Annotated in this window: 20 protein-coding genes, 1 tRNA gene and 2 other RNA genes; 12 read left to right on the top strand and 11 right to left on the bottom strand. The window is 52.5% G+C overall.

Annotation, left to right across the window (positions count from 1 at the left end; genetic code table 11):
- Positions 1 to 7 precede the first annotated feature (7 nt).
- From rutF to rutA, 6 genes are read right to left on the bottom strand one after another with little or no spacing between them, the layout of a single operon-like run.
- Positions 8 to 502 (bottom strand): NADH-dependent FMN reductase RutF, encoded by a 495-nt coding sequence (gene rutF / locus FTE26_RS19280; protein ID WP_001028096.1) that lies wholly within the window; start codon positions 500 to 502, stop codon positions 8 to 10.
- Between the two features lie 10 nt (positions 503 to 512).
- Positions 513 to 1,103, bottom strand: coding sequence for a malonic semialdehyde reductase (locus FTE26_RS19275; protein ID WP_001001190.1), 591 nt, complete (start codon positions 1,101 to 1,103; stop codon positions 513 to 515).
- 9 nt (positions 1,104 to 1,112) lie between these two features.
- Positions 1,113 to 1,913 carry a pyrimidine utilization protein D gene (gene rutD / locus FTE26_RS19270; protein ID WP_001297188.1) on the bottom strand — a complete coding sequence of 267 codons (801 nt, stop codon included), beginning with the start codon at positions 1,911 to 1,913 and terminating at the stop codon, positions 1,113 to 1,115.
- A gap of 7 nt (positions 1,914 to 1,920) precedes the next feature.
- Positions 1,921 to 2,307, bottom strand: coding sequence for a 3-aminoacrylate deaminase (gene rutC, locus FTE26_RS19265; RefSeq protein WP_001126780.1), 387 nt, complete (start codon positions 2,305 to 2,307; stop codon positions 1,921 to 1,923).
- Positions 2,308 to 2,318: 11 nt separating this feature from the next.
- Complete coding sequence (gene rutB, locus FTE26_RS19260) at positions 2,319 to 3,011, bottom strand: peroxyureidoacrylate/ureidoacrylate amidohydrolase RutB (RefSeq protein WP_001307708.1); 693 nt, start codon at positions 3,009 to 3,011, stop codon at positions 2,319 to 2,321.
- Positions 3,011 to 4,102, bottom strand: a complete 1,092-nt coding sequence (gene rutA / locus FTE26_RS19255) for a pyrimidine utilization protein A (RefSeq protein WP_001297176.1) — start codon at positions 4,100 to 4,102, stop codon at positions 3,011 to 3,013. Before rutA ends, rutB begins: the two co-directional genes overlap by 1 nt.
- Before the next feature lie 287 nt (positions 4,103 to 4,389).
- Between rutA and rutR the strand changes: the two genes are divergently transcribed.
- Positions 4,390 to 5,028, top strand: coding sequence for an HTH-type transcriptional regulator RutR (gene rutR, locus FTE26_RS19250; protein ID WP_000191700.1), 639 nt, complete (start codon positions 4,390 to 4,392; stop codon positions 5,026 to 5,028).
- Between the two features lie 39 nt (positions 5,029 to 5,067).
- Here the strand turns inward: rutR and putA are convergent, their stop codons facing one another.
- Positions 5,068 to 9,030: a trifunctional transcriptional regulator/proline dehydrogenase/L-glutamate gamma-semialdehyde dehydrogenase gene (gene putA, locus FTE26_RS19245; RefSeq protein ID WP_001297173.1), complete on the bottom strand. Its 3,963-nt coding sequence runs from the start codon at positions 9,028 to 9,030 to the stop codon at positions 5,068 to 5,070.
- A 54-nt stretch (positions 9,031 to 9,084) separates the two neighbouring features.
- On the opposite strand from putA, the gene FTE26_RS19240 reads away from it, so the two are divergent.
- From FTE26_RS19240 to FTE26_RS19210, 7 genes are all read left to right on the top strand, one after another.
- Complete coding sequence (locus tag FTE26_RS19240) at positions 9,085 to 9,294, top strand: hypothetical protein (protein WP_000979516.1); 210 nt, start codon at positions 9,085 to 9,087, stop codon at positions 9,292 to 9,294.
- A 158-nt stretch (positions 9,295 to 9,452) separates the two neighbouring features.
- On the top strand, positions 9,453 to 10,961 hold the full coding sequence (gene putP / locus FTE26_RS19235) for a sodium/proline symporter PutP (RefSeq protein ID WP_001018484.1): 1,509 nt from the start codon (positions 9,453 to 9,455) through the stop codon (positions 10,959 to 10,961).
- Between the two features lie 541 nt (positions 10,962 to 11,502).
- Positions 11,503 to 12,333: an iron uptake transporter permease EfeU gene (gene efeU / locus FTE26_RS19230; protein WP_000497942.1), complete on the top strand. Its 831-nt coding sequence runs from the start codon at positions 11,503 to 11,505 to the stop codon at positions 12,331 to 12,333.
- A 57-nt stretch (positions 12,334 to 12,390) separates the two neighbouring features.
- On the top strand, positions 12,391 to 13,518 hold the full coding sequence (efeO, locus tag FTE26_RS19225) for an iron uptake system protein EfeO (RefSeq protein WP_000154398.1): 1,128 nt from the start codon (positions 12,391 to 12,393) through the stop codon (positions 13,516 to 13,518).
- Between the two features lie 5 nt (positions 13,519 to 13,523).
- Positions 13,524 to 14,795 (top strand): iron uptake transporter deferrochelatase/peroxidase subunit, encoded by a 1,272-nt coding sequence (gene efeB, locus FTE26_RS19220; protein WP_001199458.1) that lies wholly within the window; start codon positions 13,524 to 13,526, stop codon positions 14,793 to 14,795.
- Between the two features lie 538 nt (positions 14,796 to 15,333).
- On the top strand, positions 15,334 to 16,122 hold the full coding sequence (phoH, locus tag FTE26_RS19215) for a phosphate starvation-inducible protein PhoH (protein ID WP_000533522.1): 789 nt from the start codon (positions 15,334 to 15,336) through the stop codon (positions 16,120 to 16,122).
- Between the two features lie 580 nt (positions 16,123 to 16,702).
- Positions 16,703 to 17,389 (top strand): DUF2726 domain-containing protein, encoded by a 687-nt coding sequence (locus tag FTE26_RS19210; RefSeq protein ID WP_000009226.1) that lies wholly within the window; start codon positions 16,703 to 16,705, stop codon positions 17,387 to 17,389.
- 90 nt (positions 17,390 to 17,479) lie between these two features.
- Here FTE26_RS19210 and FTE26_RS19205 read toward each other — a convergent pair.
- The 3 genes from FTE26_RS19205 to FTE26_RS19195 form a co-directional block, all read right to left on the bottom strand.
- Positions 17,480 to 17,616: non-coding RNA, RtT sRNA (locus FTE26_RS19205), on the bottom strand.
- A gap of 44 nt (positions 17,617 to 17,660) precedes the next feature.
- Positions 17,661 to 17,797: non-coding RNA, RtT sRNA (locus FTE26_RS19200), on the bottom strand.
- Positions 17,798 to 17,841: 44 nt separating this feature from the next.
- Positions 17,842 to 17,929 (bottom strand) — tRNA-Ser (locus FTE26_RS19195).
- A gap of 233 nt (positions 17,930 to 18,162) precedes the next feature.
- Here FTE26_RS19195 and ghrA point away from each other — a divergent pair.
- The 4 genes from ghrA to FTE26_RS19175 all read left to right on the top strand — a co-directional run bounded on the left by ghrA (position 18,163) and on the right by FTE26_RS19175 (position 21,064).
- Positions 18,163 to 19,101, top strand: a complete 939-nt coding sequence (gene ghrA, locus FTE26_RS19190) for a glyoxylate/hydroxypyruvate reductase GhrA (protein ID WP_000351317.1) — start codon at positions 18,163 to 18,165, stop codon at positions 19,099 to 19,101.
- 54 nt (positions 19,102 to 19,155) lie between these two features.
- Positions 19,156 to 19,893, top strand: a complete 738-nt coding sequence (gene ycdX / locus FTE26_RS19185) for a zinc-binding phosphatase (protein WP_000283664.1) — start codon at positions 19,156 to 19,158, stop codon at positions 19,891 to 19,893.
- 23 nt (positions 19,894 to 19,916) lie between these two features.
- Entirely contained in the window at positions 19,917 to 20,471 is a 555-nt protein-coding gene (gene ycdY, locus FTE26_RS19180) for a molecular chaperone YcdY (RefSeq protein WP_001001902.1), read from the top strand.
- A gap of 101 nt (positions 20,472 to 20,572) precedes the next feature.
- Positions 20,573 to 21,064 carry a DUF1097 domain-containing protein gene (locus FTE26_RS19175; RefSeq protein WP_001297187.1) on the top strand — a complete coding sequence of 164 codons (492 nt, stop codon included), beginning with the start codon at positions 20,573 to 20,575 and terminating at the stop codon, positions 21,062 to 21,064.
- Positions 21,065 to 21,127: 63 nt separating this feature from the next.
- On the opposite strand, the gene csgG is transcribed toward FTE26_RS19175, so the two are convergent.
- On the bottom strand, positions 21,128 to 21,961 hold the full coding sequence (csgG, locus tag FTE26_RS19170) for a curli production assembly/transport protein CsgG (protein ID WP_001189321.1): 834 nt from the start codon (positions 21,959 to 21,961) through the stop codon (positions 21,128 to 21,130).
- Positions 21,962 to 21,963 lie beyond the last annotated feature (2 nt).

The following is a 21,963-nucleotide window of genomic DNA, read 5'->3' as shown; positions in this document are numbered from 1 at the left end:
AAGGAGGTTAACAAGCAGGGCGCATCAGCGCGTGATAACTGCGATCGAACCACACCAGCCCGTAGGGTGTGGTGTGACGATGAATCGCTTCGATGGCGCAAAACAGAATGTCGTGGGTGCCGACGCTCACCACCTGGCTGATACGGCAGTCAAACGAAACCAGAGCCTCTTCCAGTTGCGGGCATCCGGTCACCCCCGTCTGCCAGCGGGCGGCGGCAAAGCGGTGTTCCATGGGCGTTTTGCCGCCAAAAAGGTTTGAAAGCGGCTCCTGCCCGGCGCTAAGTGTATTTACACACAGCGTTCGATTTTCATTGAATACCGGCCAGACGGACGCCCCACGATTCAGGCACACCAGTAATGTGGGCGGCGTATCGGTCACGCTGCAGACGGCGCTGGCGGTGAACCCGGCGCGCCCGGCTGGACCGTCCGTGGTGATGATATTGACCGCCGCGCCCATGCAGGACATCGCATCGCGAAAAGTTTGTTGATCGACAATGTTCATAGTTTGCTCCTTACAACAGCCCGCAGGCTTCTTCAAAGGACAGACGTGGCAGGCGCGCAAAAAGTTTGCTTCTATCGCCATAGCCGATATTAATCAGCAGATTGCTCTTCAGCGTGCTGCCCGCAAAAAAGGCGTCGTCAACGTGTTGACGGTCAAAACCCGACATCGGGCCGGTATCCAGTCCCAGCGCACGGCAGGCGACGATCAGATAGGCCGCCTGCATGGAACTGTTGCGAAACGCTGTTTCTTCCGCAAGTTGTGGGCTGGAGGTAAACCAACTGCGGGCATCGCCGTGAGGAAACAGTTGTGGTAACCGTTCATAAAATTCACTGTCCCAGGCAACGATAGCGGTGACGGGCGCGGTCAGGGTTTTTTGTAGATTGCCGCTGGAAAGCGCCGGGCGCAGACGTTCTTTTCCTTCTGCAGTGCGGATAAACACGATCCGTGCCGGAGAACAGTTAGCTGATGTCGGCCCCCATTTCATCAGGGCATAAAGCTCCCGTAACGTCTCATCGCTGACGGGTGTCTCCCGCCAGCCGTTGTGAGTGCGGGCATCGGTGAACAGGGTGCTAAGCGCACCTGGGCTAACGGCTTCGTTCATAGCAATTCCTTACAGGGCGGCTTCACGGTGATGTAACAGGCTGGCAAGCCCGTTGAGTAACAGAGCATTAAACGTTTCGGGATCGGTCACGTTGCAGGCGTGTCCGCCATAGCGCATCACCATTTTCTGGCTATCGGGCAGGGCGGCATGAAGTTCACTGGAACATGCGGATGGCACCAGCAGATCATCACTGGCGCAGATGATTTGCACCGGGCAGCAGATGCGATCCGCATGGTGACTAAAGTCAGCGCGTTTGAGGGCGTTAAGTCGACGCAGTAAATTATTTTTGCCCTGAAAATGCGCCAGTGCCAGCGCGTCTTCTGCCTCCAGGCGAGGTGCGCGGGCCGCCATCCAGTCGGCGGGATAGAGGAACAACGGCTGCGCTTCCACCCATGCCTGCGCGCCGCCGCTATACAGTAATCGTTCGCGAACCTGAAAACAGCGGCGCGTATGGGCGTTTATTCGTAGCCAGCCGTTAACGCTGATCAGCACAGTTACCGACGCGGGATAATCCAGCGCCAGCTGCATTCCCACCAGCGCACCGAGCGCATGGCCGACCACCGCGTAATGCTCAATCCCTGCGGCTACCAGCGCCTGATGCAGTTCCGCTGCCATCTGGGCGATACTGTAATCTTCTGCCAGTGTGTCGGGATTATTGCCGGTGCCGCGCTGGTCGTAACAGACTACCTGATACTCCTGCTCCAGCACCGCCAGTTGCGGTAACCAGTAACTGCCGCTACCGCCAAGACCCGAAATCAACACCACTACGGGCGCATCAGCATAAGGGGGAGGTGAGAGTGAAAGTTTCATCGCGGCCTCACTTGGCGATATGCGCAATTGTGGCGATTTCCACCAGCGCGTCAGGTTTTACCAGTCCGCACTGAATGCAGAATCGCGCCGGTTTATCACCCGGAAAAAACTCGGCGTAGATTTCGTTAATCGCGGCGTAATTTTTCCAGTCGGTAATAAAGATGCTGTTGAAGGTCACATCCGCCATCGTGCCACCCGCCGTCTCGATCACCTTGCGGATAGTTTCCAGAACGTGGCGGGTTTGCGCCTTTGGGTCATCGGCAAACAGCACGTTATTATGTTGATCAAAAGCCAGCGTACCGGAGACATACACCACGCCATCAGCCAGCGTGCCGGGAACGAAGGGGGCCAGCGGTGCGCTGCTGCCAGCGGGAATAATTACGGATTTTGGCATCGTTAAACTCCTTAAGCGATACGAGCAAAGGACGTGGGAGAAAGCGCGTCGCAGAACGTTTCGACGTCGCTGACCCAGCCAAAAAAGGTTTCGATATTGAACAACGCGGCTTTCTGTGCAAATTCCGGCCCCGCCTGGTGTGTTGCGTCTTCCAGCACCACGCCGAAATACTCCAGAAAAAAGCCATCGCGTAGCGTCGATTCGACGCAGACGTTGGTAGCGATACCGGTGAAAACCAGATGGCGTATTCCACGGCTGCGCAAAATGCTGTCCAGCGGTGTATTGAAGAAACCGCTGTAGCGCGGCTTCGGCAGCACAATATCGCCAGGCTGCGGCACCAGTTCATCCACCAGTTGATAATCCCAGGAGCCTTTCGCCAGCAATTTCCCCTGCAGCTGCGGCTGCTTACGCATGGTTTTCAGGGCGTTCGATTTATGAAAATTCGGTGAGCCGGGGCCGCCAGCTTCGACATACTGTTCATCCCAGCCATTTTGAAACCAGATGATCAGCATCCCTGCCGCTCGCGCTGCGGTCACGGCGGTTTGAATGTTGGCAATGACCGGGCGAGTGGTTGAGACATCAAACCCGGCGAGATCTAAGTAGCCGCCTGGCGTGGCATAAGCGTTTTGCATATCCACCACGATCAGCGCACTTTGCTGCGGATCGAAGGTAATGGCTTCCGGTCGAGCGGTTAAGGTTGTCATCATGCCACCTCCTGAGTCAGCGCAGGTAGATGGGCGCGGCACTGCATCAGTGGTTGAATGCGCTCGCCGAAGGTTTCGATTCCCGACAGAAAATCATCGAAGGTCAACAGCACGCCTTCGGCACCAGGCACGCTTGCGACTTCATCTAACATGCGCGCGACACTGGCGTAAGAACCGACTAACGTCCCCATATTGATGTTTACCGCCGAAGTGGGATCGGCCATCTGACGGACGTTGGTATCAGTACCGGAGCGGGTATCTTTCTGACTTTGTTCGGTTAGCCAGCTTAACGCCTCTTCATCCGCGCCCGCTTTGTAGTGTTCCCATTTGGCGCGAGCGGCATCGTCGGTTTCATCGGCAATCACCATAAACAACACATAAGAACCAACGTCGCGCCCGGTTTGCTCTGCGGCCTGTTTCATCCGCGCAGCGGTCGGGGCGAAAGCCGTGGGCGTATTTACGCCTTTGCCGAAACAGAAGTTGAAATCGGCATACTGGGCGGAGAACGCCATGCCAGCGTCGCTTTGCCCGGCGCAGATCACTTTCATGGGGACACTCGGTTGCGGACTGACGCGACAATCATTCATGGTGAAAAAATCGCCTTTAAAATCGCTTTTCCCCGTGCCCCACAGGTCGCGCAGCACCTGAACATATTCGGTGAGATAGTCGTAACGACGGGAGAAATAGTCATCGCCAGGCCAGATACCCATCTGCTCATACTCGGGCTTTTGCCAGCCAGTCACGAGGTTGACGCCAAAACGCCCGCCAGAGATGGAGTCGATGGTTGCGGCCATACGGGCGACGATTGCCGGAGGTAACGTTAAGGTGGCAGCAGTGGCGTAAATCTGAATGCGCGAGGTGACGGCCGCCAGCCCCGCCATCAAGGTGAACGACTCAAGGTTGTGATCCCAGAACTCAGTTTTGCCGCCAAAGCCACGCAGTTTGATCATCGACAGGGCGAAATCGAAATGGTAGTGCTCCGCTTTTTGCACAATGGCTTTATTCAGTTCAAAGGTCGGCATGTACTGCGGCGCGTGGGTCGAAATGAGCCAGCCGTTGTTGCCAATAGGTACGAATACGCCAATTTTCATCATCAACCTCTCTTCGTCTCGTAAAGTGAAAGTCAGACGGGGCGCTGCATCCTGCATATCCTTTTCAGCCGCGTAATGGCTTGTTTGCAAAGCGGATGCCAGTTTTTAAAAAGTGAATGTTGTTAATGTGTTAACATTGTGTTGTCTAAAATATCTGGTAAAAAGTGGACTAAACGGTCAAAACAGTTGCACATAAAACATGCATCTGTGCGCGATGAGAGTGCAGAAGGTCGAGGCCGGGCGGGGGTTTTGCTATCCTGTTGCCAATCTACAAGAGGGGAGAGCGCATGACGCAAGGCGCAGTGAAAACAACGGGTAAACGTTCGCGCGCAGTAAGCGCGAAGAAAAAAGCGATTCTTAGCGCAGCACTGGACACTTTTTCACAATTCGGTTTTCACGGCACAAGGCTGGAGCAGATCGCAGAGTTGGCGGGTGTTTCAAAAACCAATCTGCTGTATTACTTTCCGTCAAAAGAGGCGCTGTATATTGCCGTGCTGCGGCAGATTCTCGATATCTGGCTGGCACCGTTAAAAGCGTTTCGTGAAGATTTCGCTCCGCTGGCGGCGATAAAAGAGTACATCCGTCTGAAGCTGGAAGTCTCCCGCGATTATCCGCAGGCTTCGCGCCTGTTCTGTATGGAGATGCTGGCAGGCGCGCCGCTGTTAATGGATGAACTGACGGGCGATTTGAAGGCATTAATTGATGAGAAATCGGCGCTGATTGCCGGTTGGGTCAAAAGCGGCAAACTCGCGCCGATTGATCCGCAGCATTTGATTTTCATGATTTGGGCTTCCACTCAACATTACGCCGATTTCGCCCCTCAGGTGGAGGCGGTGACAGGCGCGACGTTGCGCGATGAGATATTTTTCAATCAAACGGTTGAAAACGTGCAGCGGATTATTATTGAGGGGATTCGACCACGTTAAAGATGCCGGAGGAGGTTGTAACATCCTCCGGCTACCTGTTTAACCTATAGTCATTAAACTGGCGTTACCGCCAGCGGCAGCGGTATTCACACTCAGCGAACGTTCGATATACAGCCGTTCCAGAAGGATATTGCTTTCGCCACGGGCAAAACCCTGCACCGAAACAATTGCGCCATCCCGCGCAGCAACGGCTTCACACAATGCGCGAAGCTGATCCGAATCACCGTGGAAGATCACCGCATCAAAGGGTTGAGCGGTTATATTTTCCGCTTTCGCCAGTTGAATACGTTCGCTGACTGCCGATGGCAATGCCTTTACTAGCTGACGATGCAGCGCGTCATCCGGCCACAGTACCTGGCTGCCCACCGCCAGCACGGCGGCGAGCTGAGTCAGCGCATCCTGCTCATCATCGGCAATACACAACACGCGCTCACGCGGCAGCAGCGTCCAGGTGTTGCGTTCACCCGTCGGCCCCGGCAGCAATCGTTGTGTTCCTGCCTGCGCCAGCTCGCCATATTGCGTACATAACGCCTGCAATTCTGGACGATTTGCTGCCCATTCCCGCAGTGCATTTAGCGGCTGAGTCAATGCGGCTTTCAACTGTGCATCGACCGGATACTCTGCATCCTGACGCGCGAGCGTCACTGCCAGCGCACTTTCCGGGCGATTCGCCAGCAGACGGTAGAGATAGAGCGGACCGCCTGCTTTCGGCCCGGTACCGGACAACCCTTCGCCGCCGAATGGCTGCACACCCACCACTGCGCCCACCATATTACGGTTAACATACAGGTTACCAACATGGGCCGAGCCAGTGACCTGGGCGATGGTTTCATCAATACGCGTATGGACACCAAGCGTCAGACCATAGCCGGAAGCGTTAATCTGCTCGATCAGCTCTGGTAGCTGGTTACGGTTGTAACGCACCACATGCAGCACCGGACCAAAGACCTCTTTTTGCAATTCGGCAAAGTCATCCAGTTCGATCAGCGTCGGGGCGACAAAGGTGCCGCTTTGCCATTCACGGGCATCTTCGCTGTTTTCCCGCACCGCCTGGAACACCGGACGGCCTTTGCTACGCATGGTCTGAATATGGCGCTCAATATTGGCTTTCGCTTCGCTATCAATCACCGGACCGATATCGGTGGTCAGGCGACCCGGATTACCCATCCGGCATTCGGCCATTGCGCCGCGCAGCATTTTCAACGTGTGGTCGGCAATCTCATCTTGCAGGCACAGCACGCGCAGCGCCGAACAACGCTGACCCGCACTGTCGAACGCCGAGGCCAGTACATCCACGACGACCTGTTCGGTCAGTGCTGAAGAATCGACAATCATCGCGTTCATGCCGCCGGTTTCAGCGATGAGCGGAATAGGGCGACCCTGAGCGTCCAGGCGGCTGGCGATATTGCGCTGCAGTAACGTAGCGACTTCGGTTGAACCGGTAAACATCACCCCGCGTACGCGATCATCACCCGTCAGTTGCGCGCCCACGGTTTCCCCCTGACCTGGCAGCAACTGCACCACGCCTGGCGGTACACCCGCTTCCAGCAAAATGGCGATCCCTTGCGCGGCAATCAGCGGCGTTTGTTCTGCCGGTTTTGCCAGCACGCTGTTACCTGCCGCCAGTGCGGCAGCAATCTGCCCGGTGAAAATAGCCAGCGGGAAGTTCCACGGACTGATACACACCACAGGCCCTAATGGACGGTGGGTTTCGTTAGCGAAATCATCCCGCACCTGTCCGGCATAGTAGTGGAGAAAATCGACCGCTTCGCGCACTTCGGCAATGGCGTTACTGAAGGTTTTTCCGGCTTCACGCACCAGAATACCAATCAGTTGCTGCATCTGGCTTTCCATTAGCACGGCAGCGCGATGCAAAATCGCCGCGCGTTCAACCGGAGGAGTGGCAAACCAGATTGGCGCGTTATTAACCGCACTTTCCAGCGCCTGTTCTACCTCACGCGGCGTGGCTTCACGCACAAAGCCCACAATATCTTTCGGTTCCGCAGGGTTAATAACGGGCGACATCTCACCTGCCGCTACCGGTTGTTCCAGCATTGGCAAGGCCTGCCATTTTTGCAGTGCACTATTGAGCAGGGCAGAAGAGAGCGAGGCCAGCCGGTGTTCGTTAGCGAGATCCAGCCCTGCCGAGTTGTCGCGCCCGTGACCGTAAAGATCGCGCGGCAGGGGAATTTTCGGATGCGGTAATCCAGTTTGCCCTTCCTGTTGCGCCAGTTTTTCTACAGCAGTGACCGGATCGGCGACCAGTTCATCCAGTGGCAAAGAGGTGTCGGCAATACGGTTAACAAACGAGGTGTTAGCACCGTTTTCCAGCAGGCGACGCACCAGATACGCCAACAGCGTTTCATGGGTACCGACCGGAGCATAAATACGACACGGACGGTTAAGTTTGCCGTCGGCAACTTTCCCGGTGACCTGCTCATACAGTGGCTCGCCCATACCATGCAGGCACTGGAACTCGTACTGACCCGGATAGTAGTTCTGACCTGCCAGTTGATAAATCGCTGCCAGCGTATGGGCGTTGTGCGTCGCGAACTGCGGGTAGATTAGATTCGGCACCGCCAGCAGCTTTTTCGCACAGGCGAGATATGAAACGTCGGTATACACCTTGCGGGTATAAACCGGATAGCCTTCAAGGCCGTCCATCTGCGCACGCTTAATTTCACTATCCCAGTACGCGCCTTTCACCAGACGAATCATCAGACGGCGACGGCTACGGGTGGCGAGATCAATCAGGTAATCAATCACCAACGGGCAGCGTTTTTGATAAGCCTGAATAACAAAACCGATGCCGTTCCAGCCTGCCAGTTCCGGCTCGAAACAGAGTTTTTCCAGCAGATCGAGGGAGATCTCCAGACGATCGGCCTCTTCGGCATCGATGTTAATACCAATATCATACTGACGCGCCAGCAGGGTGAGTGATTTCAGACGCGGGTAAAGTTCTTCCATTACCCGGTCATACTGGGCGCGGCTATAACGCGGATGCAGCGCCGACAGTTTGATTGAAATGCCCGGCCCTTCATAGATGCCACGACCGTTAGACGCTTTACCGATGGCGTGAATCGCCTGCTGATAGGAAACCATATACGCCTGTGCGTCTGCGGCAGTCAGTGCAGCTTCGCCCAGCATATCGTAAGAGTAACGGAAACCTTTCTCTTCCAGCTTGCGGGCATTGGCTAACGCTTCCGCGATGGTTTCACCCGTGACGAACTGCTCGCCCATCAGGCGCATCGCCATATCCACACCTTTGCGGATCAGCGGTTCACCGCTTTTACCGATAATGCGGTTCAGCGAGCGGGAGAGGATGGCTTCGTTATGGGTGGAAACCAGTTTGCCAGTAAACAGCAGCCCCCAGGTGGCGGCATTAACAAACAGTGACGGGCTACGACCAATGTGTGACTGCCAGTTACCGTTGCTGATTTTGTCGCGAATTAACGCGTCGCGGGTGGCTTTGTCGGGAATACGCAACAACGCTTCTGCCAGACACATCAGCGCCACGCCTTCCTGCGATGACAGCGAAAACTCCTGCAATAACCCCTGGACCATACCTGCGCGACCACTGGCATTTTTTTGATTACGCAGTTTATCGGCCAGTTGATACGCCAGTTTGTGCGCCTGTTCAGCAACTGGCTGCGGCAGGCGGGCTTGTTCCAGCAGCATAGAAACCGCTTCGGTTTCCGGGCGACGATAGGCCGCGGTGATCGCGGCGCGGGAAACCGACTGGGGCAAAATTTGCTCGGCAAAGTCGAGGAATGGCTGGTGTGGTTCCTCTGCCGGAGTCGGTGCTTCATCGCTCTCATTGGCAGCGCCAGAAAGCAGCGCAGGTAGCTCTGGCAGAGTATCGCTGTTTTCCAGTTGTTCGAGATAAGAAAAAATCGCCTGCTTAATTAACCAGTGTGGTGTGCGATCGATACGTGTCGCGGCAGACTTAATACGCTCACGCGTCGCGTCGTCCAGCTTAACCCCCATGGTGGTGGTTCCCATGCCATTACTCCTGTTGTTCTGAAAGGTGCAACTTAACGTTATCGTGAAATATCCATGATGTTGCAACTTTGTGCAACCATGTTAAATGTGACCTGCGTAGCAAGCTTAAAAATGAATGAAATGTTAATAAAAGAAATCGATATGACAGGGATTAAAAAAATAACTCAGACTTTTTCTCTGCGGCAGTTAACATTTTTGAAAGGTGCAACCGCAAAAAATGTGAGAGAGTGCAACCTGATGAAAAATAGTGTCGCTGAGCACTAAAATTTAATGTAAATGGTGTGTTAAATCGATTGTGAATAACCAGCGCTTCCGGCAGGATACGGTCGCCCTGGTAAAACATAAACTCTGTTACCCCGTTCCGGTGGCAGATATAACGGCAAGTTTCGACATTGCCGATAATAATTTTTTGGAGACTTTAGATGGCTATTAGCACACCGATGTTGGTGACATTTTGTGTCTATATCTTTGGCATGATATTGATTGGGTTTATCGCCTGGCGATCAACGAAAAACTTTGACGACTATATTCTGGGCGGTCGTAGTCTTGGGCCATTCGTGACGGCATTATCGGCGGGTGCGTCGGATATGAGCGGCTGGCTGTTAATGGGGTTGCCGGGCGCGGTTTTTCTTTCCGGGATTTCCGAAAGCTGGATCGCCATTGGCCTGACATTAGGCGCGTGGATCAACTGGAAGCTGGTGGCCGGGCGGTTGCGTGTGCATACCGAATACAACAATAACGCCTTAACCCTGCCGGATTATTTCACCGGGCGCTTTGAAGATAAAAGCCGCATTTTGCGCATTATCTCCGCGCTGGTTATTTTGCTGTTCTTCACCATTTATTGCGCTTCGGGCATTGTGGCAGGCGCGCGTCTGTTTGAAAGTACCTTTGGCATGAGCTACGAAACGGCTCTGTGGGCGGGAGCTGCGGCGACGATCCTTTACACCTTTATTGGCGGTTTCCTCGCGGTGAGCTGGACTGATACTGTACAGGCCAGCCTGATGATTTTTGCCCTGATCCTGACGCCGGTTATCGTCATTATCAGTGTCGGTGGCTTTGGTGACTCGCTGGAAGTGATCAAACAAAAGAGCATCGAAAACGTTGATATGCTCAAAGGGCTGAACTTTGTCGCCATTATCTCACTGATGGGTTGGGGGCTGGGTTACTTCGGGCAGCCGCACATCCTGGCGCGTTTTATGGCGGCAGACTCTCACCACAGCATTGTCCATGCGCGTCGTATCAGTATGACCTGGATGATCCTCTGCCTGGCAGGGGCGGTAGCTGTCGGCTTCTTTGGTATTGCTTACTTTAATGAGCACCCGGCGGAAGCAGGTGCGGTAAACCAGAATGCTGAGCGCGTGTTTATCGAACTGGCGCAAATTCTGTTTAACCCGTGGATTGCCGGGATTCTGCTGTCGGCAATTCTGGCGGCGGTAATGTCAACCTTAAGTTGCCAGCTGCTGGTGTGCTCCAGTGCGATTACCGAAGATTTATACAAAGCGTTTCTGCGTAAACATGCCAGCCAGAAAGAGCTGGTGTGGGTAGGGCGTGTGATGGTGCTGGTGGTGGCGCTGGTGGCGATTGCGCTGGCGGCAAACCCGGAAAACCGCGTGCTGGGCTTAGTGAGCTACGCGTGGGCAGGCTTTGGCGCGGCGTTTGGTCCGGTGGTGCTGTTCTCGGTGATGTGGTCACGCATGACGCGCAACGGTGCGCTGGCGGGGATGATCATCGGTGCGCTGACGGTTATCGTCTGGAAGCAGTTCGGCTGGCTGGGACTCTACGAAATTATTCCGGGCTTCATCTTCGGCAGTATCGGGATTGTAGTGTTTAGTTTGCTGGGTAAAGCGCCGTCAGCGGCGATGCAAAAACGCTTTGCCGAGGCCGATGCGCACTATCATTCGGCTCCGCCGTCACGGTTGCAGGAAAGCTAAGGGACTTAGCCTGCGGCGGTTTTGTTTGGCTTCAGCAGCGGGTTGCGCTCCCTTAATGTGCCTCGCCATATAAATTGAATGGTGCAGGGAGCGCGCAGGGGGCGGCCAATCGCCGCGGCCCCCTGCTGTCCCGGCCTTCGGGGAACGCTTCAGCGATTTTGACGCCACCAACACCCGAGCTGTTATTATGTTCCGGGCAAAAAGTTAGATTTGATAATCGCGGATGGACGAAATTGCTTGATACACCCGCTTATCAGTTTTACATGGAAGTTTTGATGTATTGAGTCAGGACGGTTTTGTCGGCTGGATACGGCGTTTACGCGGCATCCGGCAAGAACACATGGCTCGTTGTAAACAATCCCATCTTTATACCTGGAATAATCGTTTATATCCCCTGGCATTACCTCTCTTTGTTTACATTTCAACATCATTTTATAAACATTCCGCTTGTATTTTTCTTTACCGTAATGATAATCGCTATCACTGCGATTTACTTTTCTTTGCATAGATTGACTCAGAAAAACGTTTAAGGGTGGGTGGCATGTTTGTTCCGTTTCTCATTATGTTGCGCGAAGGACTTGAAGCCGCGCTGATTGTCAGTTTGATTGCCAGCTATCTTAAGCGTACCCAGCGAGGCCGATGGATTGGTGTGATGTGGATTGGCGTGTTGCTTGCCGCTGCGTTGTGCCTGGGCTTGGGGATCTTCATTAACGAAACCACCGGCGAATTTCCGCAAAAAGAGCAGGAACTGTTTGAAGGTATCGTGGCGGTGATCGCCGTGGTGATCCTTACCTGGATGGTTTTCTGGATGCGCAAAGTGTCGCGCAACGTCAAAGTACAACTGGAGCAGGCAGTCGATAGCGCATTGCAGCGTGGAAATCATCATGGCTGGGCGCTGGTGATGATGGTCTTTTTTGCCGTTGCAAGGGAAGGGCTGGAGTCGGTCTTTTTCCTGCTGGCGGCATTTCAACAAGATGTCGGGATCTGGCCGCCGCTGGGTGCAATGCTCGGTCTTGCTACTGCCGTGGTGCTAGGCTTCCTGCTCTACTGGGGCGGTATTCGCCTCAATCTTGGTGCATTTTTTAAATGGACCAGCCTGTTTATTCTCTTCGTCGCCGCAGGGCTGGCAGCTGGTGCCATTCGCGCATTTCATGAAGCCGGATTGTGGAACCACTTTCAGGAAATCGCCTTCGATATGAGTGCGGTGCTCTCAACTCACTCGCTGTTTGGCACGCTGATGGAAGGGATTTTTGGCTATCAGGAAGCGCCGAGCGTCAGCGAAGTCGCCGTCTGGTTTATTTATCTCATCCCGGCGCTGGTGGCATTTGCTCTGCCACCACGCGCAGGGGCGACAGCGTCTCGCTCCGCGTAACAAATACGACGCAAACTCTTGTTTAGTTACAACATACTTTAAAGGGATAGTCTCGTCATGACCATTAACTTCCGCCGTAACGCATTGCAGTTGAGCGTGGCTGCGCTGTTTTCTTCTGCTTTTATGGCTAACGCCGCTGATGTGCCGCAGGTCAAAGTGACCGTGACGGATAAGCAGTGCGAACCGATGACCATTACGGTTAACGCCGGGAAAACACAGTTCATTATTCAGAACCATAGCCAGAAGGCGCTGGAGTGGGAGATCCTCAAAGGCGTGATGGTGGTGGAAGAGCGGGAAAATATCGCCCCTGGTTTTAGCCAGAAAATGACGGCGAATTTACAGCCTGGCGAATACGATATGACCTGCGGTCTGCTGACTAACCCGAAAGGGAAGTTGATCGTCAAAGGTGAGGCAACGGCGGATGCGGCGCAAAGTGATGCGCTGTTAAGTCTTGGTGGTGCAATTACTGCATATAAAGCGTATGTCATGGCGGAAACCACGCAGCTGGTGACCGACACCAAAGCCTTTACCGACGCGATTAAAGCTGGCGATATCGAAAAAGCGAAAGCACTGTATGCGCCGACGCGCCAGCACTATGAGCGCATTGAACCGATTGCTGAACTGTTCTCCGATCTGGATGGCAGCATTGACGCCCGTGAAGATGATTACGAGCAAAAAGCCGCCGACCCAAAATTCACTGGTTTCCACCGCCTGGAAAAAGCATTGTTTGGCGACAACACCACCAAAGGGATGGATCAGTACGCTGAGCAGCTTTATACAGATGTGGTCGATTTGCAAAAACGCATCAGTGAACTGGCTTTCCCACCTTCAAAAGTGGTCGGCGGCGCAGCCGGACTGATTGAGGAAGTGGCAGCCAGCAAAATCAGCGGTGAAGAAGATCGCTACAGCCACACCGATCTGTGGGATTTCCAGGCTAACGTTGAAGGCTCGCAGAAAATTGTCGATCTGCTGCGTCCACAACTGCAAAAAGCCAACCCGGAACTGTTGGCAAAAGTCGATGCCAACTTTAAAAAGGTCGATACCATTCTGGCGAAATACCGTACTAAAGACGGTTTTGAAACCTACGACAAATTGACCGATGCCGACCGGAATGCGCTGAAAGGGCCGATTACTGCGCTGGCGGAAGATCTGGCGCAACTTCGCGGTGTGCTGGGACTGGATTAAGCGTTATGCAGTATAAAGATGAAAACGGGGTGAATGAACCGTCACGCCGACGTTTACTGAAAGGGATTGGTGCGCTGGCGCTGGCGGGAAGTTGTCCGGTCGCTCATGCACAAAAAACGCAAAGTGCACCGGGCACGCTTTCACCGGATGCTCGCAATGAGAAACAGCCGTTTTATGGTGAGCATCAGGCAGGGATCCTGACGCCACAACAGGCCGCAATGATGCTGGTGGCGTTTGATGTGCTTGCCAGCGATAAAGCCGATCTTGAACGGTTGTTTCGCTTGTTGACTCAGCGTTTTGCTTTTCTGACTCAGGGCGGAGCGGCACCAGAAACGCCAAATCCGCGCCTGCCACCACTCGATTCCGGCATTCTTGGCGGCTACATTGCGCCCGATAATCTCACCATCACGTTATCGGTGGGTCACTCATTGTTTGATGAGCGCTTTGGCCTTGCGCCACAGATGCCGAAAAAGTTGCAGAAGATGACGCGTTTTCCCAACGACTCGCTGGATGCGGCGTTATGTCATGGTGATGTGTTGCTACAAATTTGCGCCAACACCCAGGACACGGTGATCCATGCACTGCGCGATATCATCAAACATACGCCGGATTTGCTCAGCGTGCGCTGGAAGCGGGAAGGGTTTATTTCCGATCACGCGGCGCGTAGTAAAGGCAAAGAGACGCCGATTAATTTGCTGGGTTTCAAAGACGGCACTGCCAATCCCGATAGCCAGAATGATAAGTTGATGCAAAAAGTGGTGTGGGTAACGGCAGATCAGCAGGAGCCAGCGTGGACAATCGGTGGCAGCTATCAGGCAGTACGCTTGATTCAGTTTCGAGTGGAATTTTGGGACAGAACTCCGCTGAAAGAACAGCAGACGATTTTTGGTCGTGATAAGCAAACCGGTGCGCCGCTGGGAATGCAGCATGAGCATGATGTTCCCGATTACGCCAGCGATCCGGAAGGGAAGGTGATTGCGCTGGACAGCCATATCCGGCTGGCGAATCCCCGCACGGCGGAGAGTGAGTCCAGCCTGATGCTGCGTCGTGGCTACAGTTATTCACTGGGCGTCACCAACTCCGGGCAACTGGATATGGGGCTACTGTTTGTCTGTTACCAACACGATCTGGAAAAAGGCTTCCTGACAGTACAAAAAAGGCTCAATGGCGAAGCGCTGGAGGAATACGTTAAACCTATCGGCGGCGGTTATTTTTTTGCGCTGCCGGGAGTGAAGGACGCGAACGATTATCTCGGAAGCGCGTTATTGCGGGTTTAATGTTTATAGACGGATAAGGCGTTCACGCCGCATCCGGCGTTCGTGCGCAGATGCCTGATGCGAATCCTGCTGAAAGCACACAGCTTTTTTCATATCTGTCATCACTCTGTCATCTTTCCAGTAGAAACTAATGTCACTGAAATGGTGTTTTATAGTTAAATATAAGTAAATATATTGTTGCAATAAATGCGAGATCTGTTGTACTTATTAAGTAGCAGCGGAAGTTCCCGGCAGTGATAGTCAGTCACTATGGAGATCGCGGATGGTAACGTCCTGTACTGGACATGTTTTAGATAATCAACGCGCCACCACTCGCGGAGTTTTCTCCTCCGGTAGTCATCTCGTCACTTTGCATTTTCAACCTCATCCTTTCTTTTCATGTGTTACCGACGCCGTAAACGGTGCGCGTAGCCGTTTTTCGGCATTTTATCCAAAAGCAAACTATGGCTTACAAGGAAGCCAACCCTCTGATGTTCGTGCGCATAATCGCGCTGCCAACGGCGCGTGTGATGAATACAAACAACTCAAGGTGCTCTCCATGGGAAGACAAAAAGCAGTGATCAAAGCTCGTCGCGAGGCAAAACGTGTGCTGAGACGGGATTCGCGCAGCCATAAGCAGCGTGAAGAAGAATCGGTCACCTCGCTTGTGCAGATGGGCGGCGTAGAAGCCATTGGTATGGCCCGCGACAGTCGCGATACTTCGCCCATCCTCGCGCGAAATGAAGCGCAATTGCACTATCTGAAGGCTATTGAGAGTAAGCAGCTGATATTCGCCACGGGCGAAGCCGGGTGCGGAAAAACCTGGATCAGCGCAGCAAAAGCGGCAGAAGCCCTGATACATAAGGATGTCGACAGGATTATCGTCACCCGTCCAGTTCTGCAAGCCGATGAAGATCTTGGCTTCTTACCTGGAGATATCGCAGAAAAGTTTGCTCCCTATTTTCGCCCGGTCTACGACGTGCTGGTCCGGCGCTTAGGGGCTTCCTTTATGCAGTACTGCCTGCGACCGGAAATAGGGAAGGTGGAAATTGCGCCGTTCGCCTATATGCGTGGACGTACCTTTGAAAATGCAGTCGTCATTCTTGACGAGGCGCAGAATGTGACTGCCGCGCAAATGAAAATGTTTTTAACCCGCCTCGGGGAGAACGTGACGGTTATCGTCAACGGTGATATCACGCAATGCGATTTGCCTCGCGGCGTGTGCTCCGGATTAAGTGACGCGCTGGAACGTTTCGAAGAAGATGAAATGGTTGGGATCGTCCGGTTCGGTAAAGAGGACTGCGTACGTTCGGCACTTTGCCAACGTACGCTGCATGCCTACAGTTAAGTGTATTATCGGTGCAGAGCCCGGGCGAACCGGGCTTTGTTTTATTTCAACAGATTTTCACTTCAGGTTAGCGTTCAGGGGGGCGACTTTGAGCGTGTTGATAAGCTGAACTGGAGTCTGGTTTAGATACTCTTACCAGGCATTTTTCGTCATAGCATCAGACCAGTGTAATACTGCCAGCGCGGAGAGTTTTTCTTCCAGAAGCCAAAAAAATGAGCATCTGCCTATCTTTTTTCGGCCATTCAACCTGTACAGGAGATCTGGTGCCAATTTTGCTTATGAGGTTTAATCAACAATGGGCTATACTTTGACTGACTGTTTAACACCGAATATATTCCTCTGATTTATTCTTTAGGGATAATATTATAAATGTAAGGTTAATCTTAATTAATTCTTTGCTAATATTGTGTGTTGTTATTTTTTTGTGGAAGGCAAGCCGCAATGGCTAAATAGGGATGGTTGTAATAATCAAAACATGATACTAACTATATATTGATCGTTGCATTGTTGGCATGTAACACGCTGCAGCGAGTAACATTGGTAATGAAATATAATCAACATGGATAGGTGAAAATTAATTATGAGCTTTATGGCTTTTGTAACTTGTTTGACAATTGCATTTATCGCCGGTTTTGCTGTTGCCAGAAAATTGACACTCCGAAAAGTTGCCTCATCGGTAATCATCGCTAAATCGCAACCCGTCCCTTCATCTGCAACTTCCCCTGCCGCTAAGGCGTCGACAAGGAGCTATATACCGCAGAAAACCTATCGTGACTCTCGTTGGCAAGAGCGAGATGAGTTATTTCAGGGAATGGTTGCCGAAGGTATTTTATTGGAAAGAAAAGAGTGGTTAATCACGCGTTGTGAAAAAATGTATTTCGATAATCTGGAAAAATGGTTTGGACATTATTGTCATATCCATTGCCAGGTCTCTCTGGGGCGCTTGATCAACTTTCCAGAACAACCTGAGTTTAGCGAAGAAGAAAGAAAGCGTTTCTTTGCAATTTATAATGGCATGGCAATGGATTATGTTCTGGTTTCAAAGAAGAACAATAAAATAGTCTGTGTTATTGAGCTGGATGACCCGAGTCATGAAAGGGCGGATCGCATTATTCGTGACCGTTGGTTGGATACAATTATGACTCTTGCACGGGTGCCTTTTGTACGAGCTTCTGTCACTAAATTGGAGGAAATTCCTCCGGTCTGGGAGACTCGTGACAAAATTCGCCCATTAGTCGCGGCGACAAAGAGTGAACCGGTGCATTAACTAAGTATCCCGGTCGGGGCTTCTCATCCCCCCGGTGTGTGCAATATACGAAAAAAAGCCCGTACCTTCGTACGAGCTCTTCTTTAAAGATGGCGGTGAGGGGGGGATTGACTCGCTTCGCTCGCCCTGCGGGCAGCCCGCTCACTGCGTTCACGGTCTGTCCAACTGGCTGTCGCCAGTTGTCGAACCCCGGTCGGGGCTTCTCATCCCCCCGGTGTGTGCAATATACGAAAAAAAAGCCCGTACTTTCGTACGGGCTCTTCTTTAAATATGGCGGTGAGGGGGGGATTGACTCGCTTCGCTCGCCCTGCGGGCAGCCCGCTCACTGCGTTCACGGTCTGTCCAACTGGCTGTCGCCAGTTGTCGAACCCCGGTCGGGGCTTCTCATCCCCCCGGTGTGTGCAATATACGAAAAAAAAGCCCGTACTTTCGTACGAGCTCTTCTTTAAATATGGCGGTGAGGGGGGGATTCGAACCCCCGATACGTTGCCGTATACACACTTTCCAGGCGTGCTCCTTCAGCCACTCGGACACCTCACCAAATTGTCGTTCCTGTCTTGCTGGAACGGGCGCTAATTTAGGGAAATCATGACCTGAGGTCAACAAACTTTTTGAAAAAATCGCGCGTTTATTCAAACTTCAATCAATGTGTGGTTTTAATAAGCGAAATCTGCTTTTTTTGCCACCGACCACGGATTTGTTATGCTGGTGGCCTTTGTAGATCATAACGATAAGTGCGAATAAATTTCGCACAACGCTTTTCGGGAGTCAGTATGGATATCATCTTTTATCACCCAACGTTCGATACCCAATGGTGGATTGAGGCACTGCGCAAAGCTATTCCTCAGGCAAGAGTCAGAGCGTGGAAAAGCGGAGATAATGACTCTGCTGATTATGCTTTAGTCTGGCATCCTCCTGTTGAAATGCTGGCAGGGCGCGATCTTAAAGCGGTGTTCGCACTCGGGGCCGGTGTTGATTCTATTTTGAGCAAGCTACAGGCACACCCTGAAATGCTGAACCCTTCTGTTCCACTTTTTCGCCTGGAAGATACCGGTATGGGCGAGCAAATGCAGGAATATGCTGTCAGTCAGGTGCTGCATTGGTTTCGACGTTTTGACGATTATCGCATCCAGCAAAATAGTTCGCATTGGCAACCGCTGCCTGAATATCATCGGGAAGATTTTACCATCGGCATTTTGGGCGCAGGCGTACTGGGCAGTAAAGTTGCTCAGAGTCTGCAAACCTGGCGCTTTCCGCTGCGTTGCTGGAGTCGAACCCGTAAATCGTGGCCTGGCGTGCAAAGCTTTGCCGGACGGGAAGAACTGTCTGCATTTCTGAGCCAATGTCGGGTATTGATTAATTTGTTACCGAATACCCCTGAAACCGTCGGCATTATTAATCAACAATTACTCGAAAAATTACCGGATGGCGCGTATCTCCTCAACCTGGCGCGTGGTGTTCATGTTGTGGAAGATGACCTGCTCGCGGCGCTGGATAGCGGCAAAGTTAAAGGCGCAATGTTGGATGTTTTTAATCGTGAACCCTTACCGCCTGAAAGTCCGCTCTGGCAACATCCACGCGTGACGATAACACCACATGTCGCCGCGATTACCCGTCCCGCTGAAGCTGTGGAGTACATTTCTCGCACCATTGCCCAGCTCGAAAAAGGGGAGAGGGTCTGCGGGCAAGTCGACCGCGCACGCGGCTACTAATAAAGCATCAGGATTCCTGCTATCCTTGGCGGGAATTGAATACAGGAGAGAGTTATGTATCCCGTCGACCTTCATATGCATACCGTTGCCAGCACACATGCATATAGCACATTGAGTGATTACATTGCCCAGGCCAAACAAAAGGGCATTAAACTTTTTGCGATCACCGATCATGGCCCGGATATGGAAGATGCTCCGCATCACTGGCACTTCATTAACATGCGTATCTGGCCGCGAGTGGTTGATGGGGTAGGGATCCTGCGCGGCATCGAAGCTAACATTAAAAATGTTGATGGTGAAATTGATTGCAGCGGTAAAATGTTTGACTCGCTGGATCTGATTATTGCCGGTTTTCATGAGCCGGTTTTTGCACCACATGACAAAGCGACCAATACACAAGCGATGATCGCCACTATCGCCAGCGGCAATGTGCATATAATAAGCCATCCCGGAAATCCCAAATATGAAATAGATGTGAAAGCCGTTGCTGAAGCAGCCGCGAAACATCAGGTGGCGCTGGAAATCAATAATTCTTCATTTTTACACTCACGTAAGGGCAGTGAAGACAACTGTCGTGCGGTAGCCGCAGCGGTACGTGATGCTGGAGGTTGGGTGGCATTAGGCTCGGATTCTCACACCGCGTTTACCATGGGGGAATTTGAAGAGTGTCTTAAAATCCTCGACGCGGTAGATTTTCCGCCAGAGCGCATTTTGAATGTTTCGCCGCGCCGCTTACTGAACTTCCTTGAATCTCGCGGTATGGCACCGATTGCGGAATTTGCAGACCTTTAATTACTAGTAATGGAAATATATTAATGAACGAGTTTTCTATCCTCTGTCGTGTGCTGGGTTCGCTCTATTACCGCCAACCGCAAGATCCTTTACTGGTGCCGCTGTTTACCCTGATTCGTGAGGGGAAACTGGCTGCGAACTGGCCACTGGAGCAGGATGAGTTACTGACGCGTTTACAGAAAAGCTGTGATATGGCGCAAGTCTCTGCCGATTACAATGCGTTGTTTATCGGCGATGAATGTGCCGTGCCGCCATATCGTAGCGCATGGGTTGAGGACGCAACGGAAGCGGAAGTGCGCGCTTTTCTTTCCGAACGAGGGATGCCACTGGCGGATACGCCAGCCGATCACATCGGCACATTGCTGCTTGCGGCTTCCTGGCTGGAAGATCAGTCAACGGAAGATGAGAGCGAAGCACTGGAAACACTGTTCAGTGAGTATCTGTTACCCTGGTGTGGTGCGTTCCTCGGCAAAGTGGAGGCCCATGCAACCACGCCTTTCTGGCGCACCATGGCACCGCTAACCCGTGATGCCATTAGTGCAATGTGGGACGAGCTGGAAGAAGATTCTGAAGAGTAAATGTGATCATCGTCACTCATGACTGCAACAGATAATTTGTTGTTGCATAAAATGTGTGCTCGATCTCATTCATGGCCGCGTTTTCTGCTATCATGCGCGGCATGAACATACTTCTCTCTATTGCAATCACAACAGGCATTCTCTCCGGTATCTGGGGATGGGTGGCTGTTTCCCTGGGCTTACTAAGCTGGGCGGGCTTCCTGGGCTGTACGGCCTACTTTGCCTGCCCGCAAGGTGGGCTGAAAGGGCTGGCGATCTCCGCTGCAACCCTGCTTAGTGGCGTGGTGTGGGCGATGGTCATTATTTACGGTAGTGCACTGGCACCACATCTGGAAATTCTCGGTTATGTCATAACCGGTATTGTCGCGTTTCTGATGTGTATTCAGGCCAAACAGCTGCTGCTTTCATTTGTTCCGGGGACGTTTATAGGCGCATGCGCGACGTTTGCCGGGCAGGGTGACTGGAAACTGGTGTTACCTTCGCTGGCGCTTGGGCTGGTATTTGGTTACGCAATGAAAAACAGCGGCCTGTGGCTGGCGGCGCGTAGTGCAAAGACGGCTCACCGTGAGCAGGAAATCAAAAATAAAGCGTGAGGGGCACTCACGCTTTCGCTTAAACAGTAAAATGCCGGATGATAATTCCGGCTTTTTTATCTGTCAGGATTCCGGTGGAACCGACATATGGCGGTATTTCACCAGAATGTCGTTCTGCCGTTCTGCTTTGTTCTGCAAATCCCACAGACCACGGTCGATACCATCATTAATCAGGAAAATGACCCCTGTTTCGATAGCCGACATCAGACACAGCATAACGGGTTCGTTTGAGGTGTAACCCACTTCCCCTTCCAGCAAGCGCTGGTAGTCAATAAAGCGGAAAACCCCGGCCTGAACTTCATAGGAAAGTATCGTCTTACTGGTGTTCACCGAGGAGAGGATCTCACCAGTACTCACATTGACGACGCGCAGGTTCACGGCAATCTGATCGAGCTGGTATTGCGTGTCTGCACCGATCCCAAAATATCTTGCCCCAACACCGCCCGATTTAACGTTGCTTTCATAACCGATAATCGAACCTTCAACCATAATATTTGCCGCCGTTAAAGATTGCAGCGGGATTCGGTTATTAATGGCAACCGTGCCGTTTTCTTGTGCCGCACGAATAATCTTGCGCTCGTTAAGCAGGTTTTGTAAGCCCTGGCGCTCCAGCGGTATAAACCAGCGAGAATCTTTCAATGCCGTGACCAGCATTGCCGTGGCGCTTTGCGGAACAGCAGTGGAGAAGTTACTTGCCGGGTAGGGTTTAAATTGCCCGGTTTCGTCCTGAATGTTGTATACCGAAACAAAGATCTTACCCGTCGGCGCTGGCAGATGGGTCAAATCTTTGTAGCTCTGAGCTCGAGGCATTAATGTCGGTCTGGCGGCTTCTTTAGGCGGGGCGGTTAAGCATCCGCTCAGTAACATGACGGCAACCAAAAGAAATAAGCGCTGCATGA

It is taken from the genome of Escherichia sp. S10b (assembly GCF_028421345.1).
Lineage (GTDB): Bacteria > Pseudomonadota > Gammaproteobacteria > Enterobacterales > Enterobacteriaceae > ECMA0423.
This window is presented reverse-complemented; position numbering and strand designations above follow the sequence as displayed.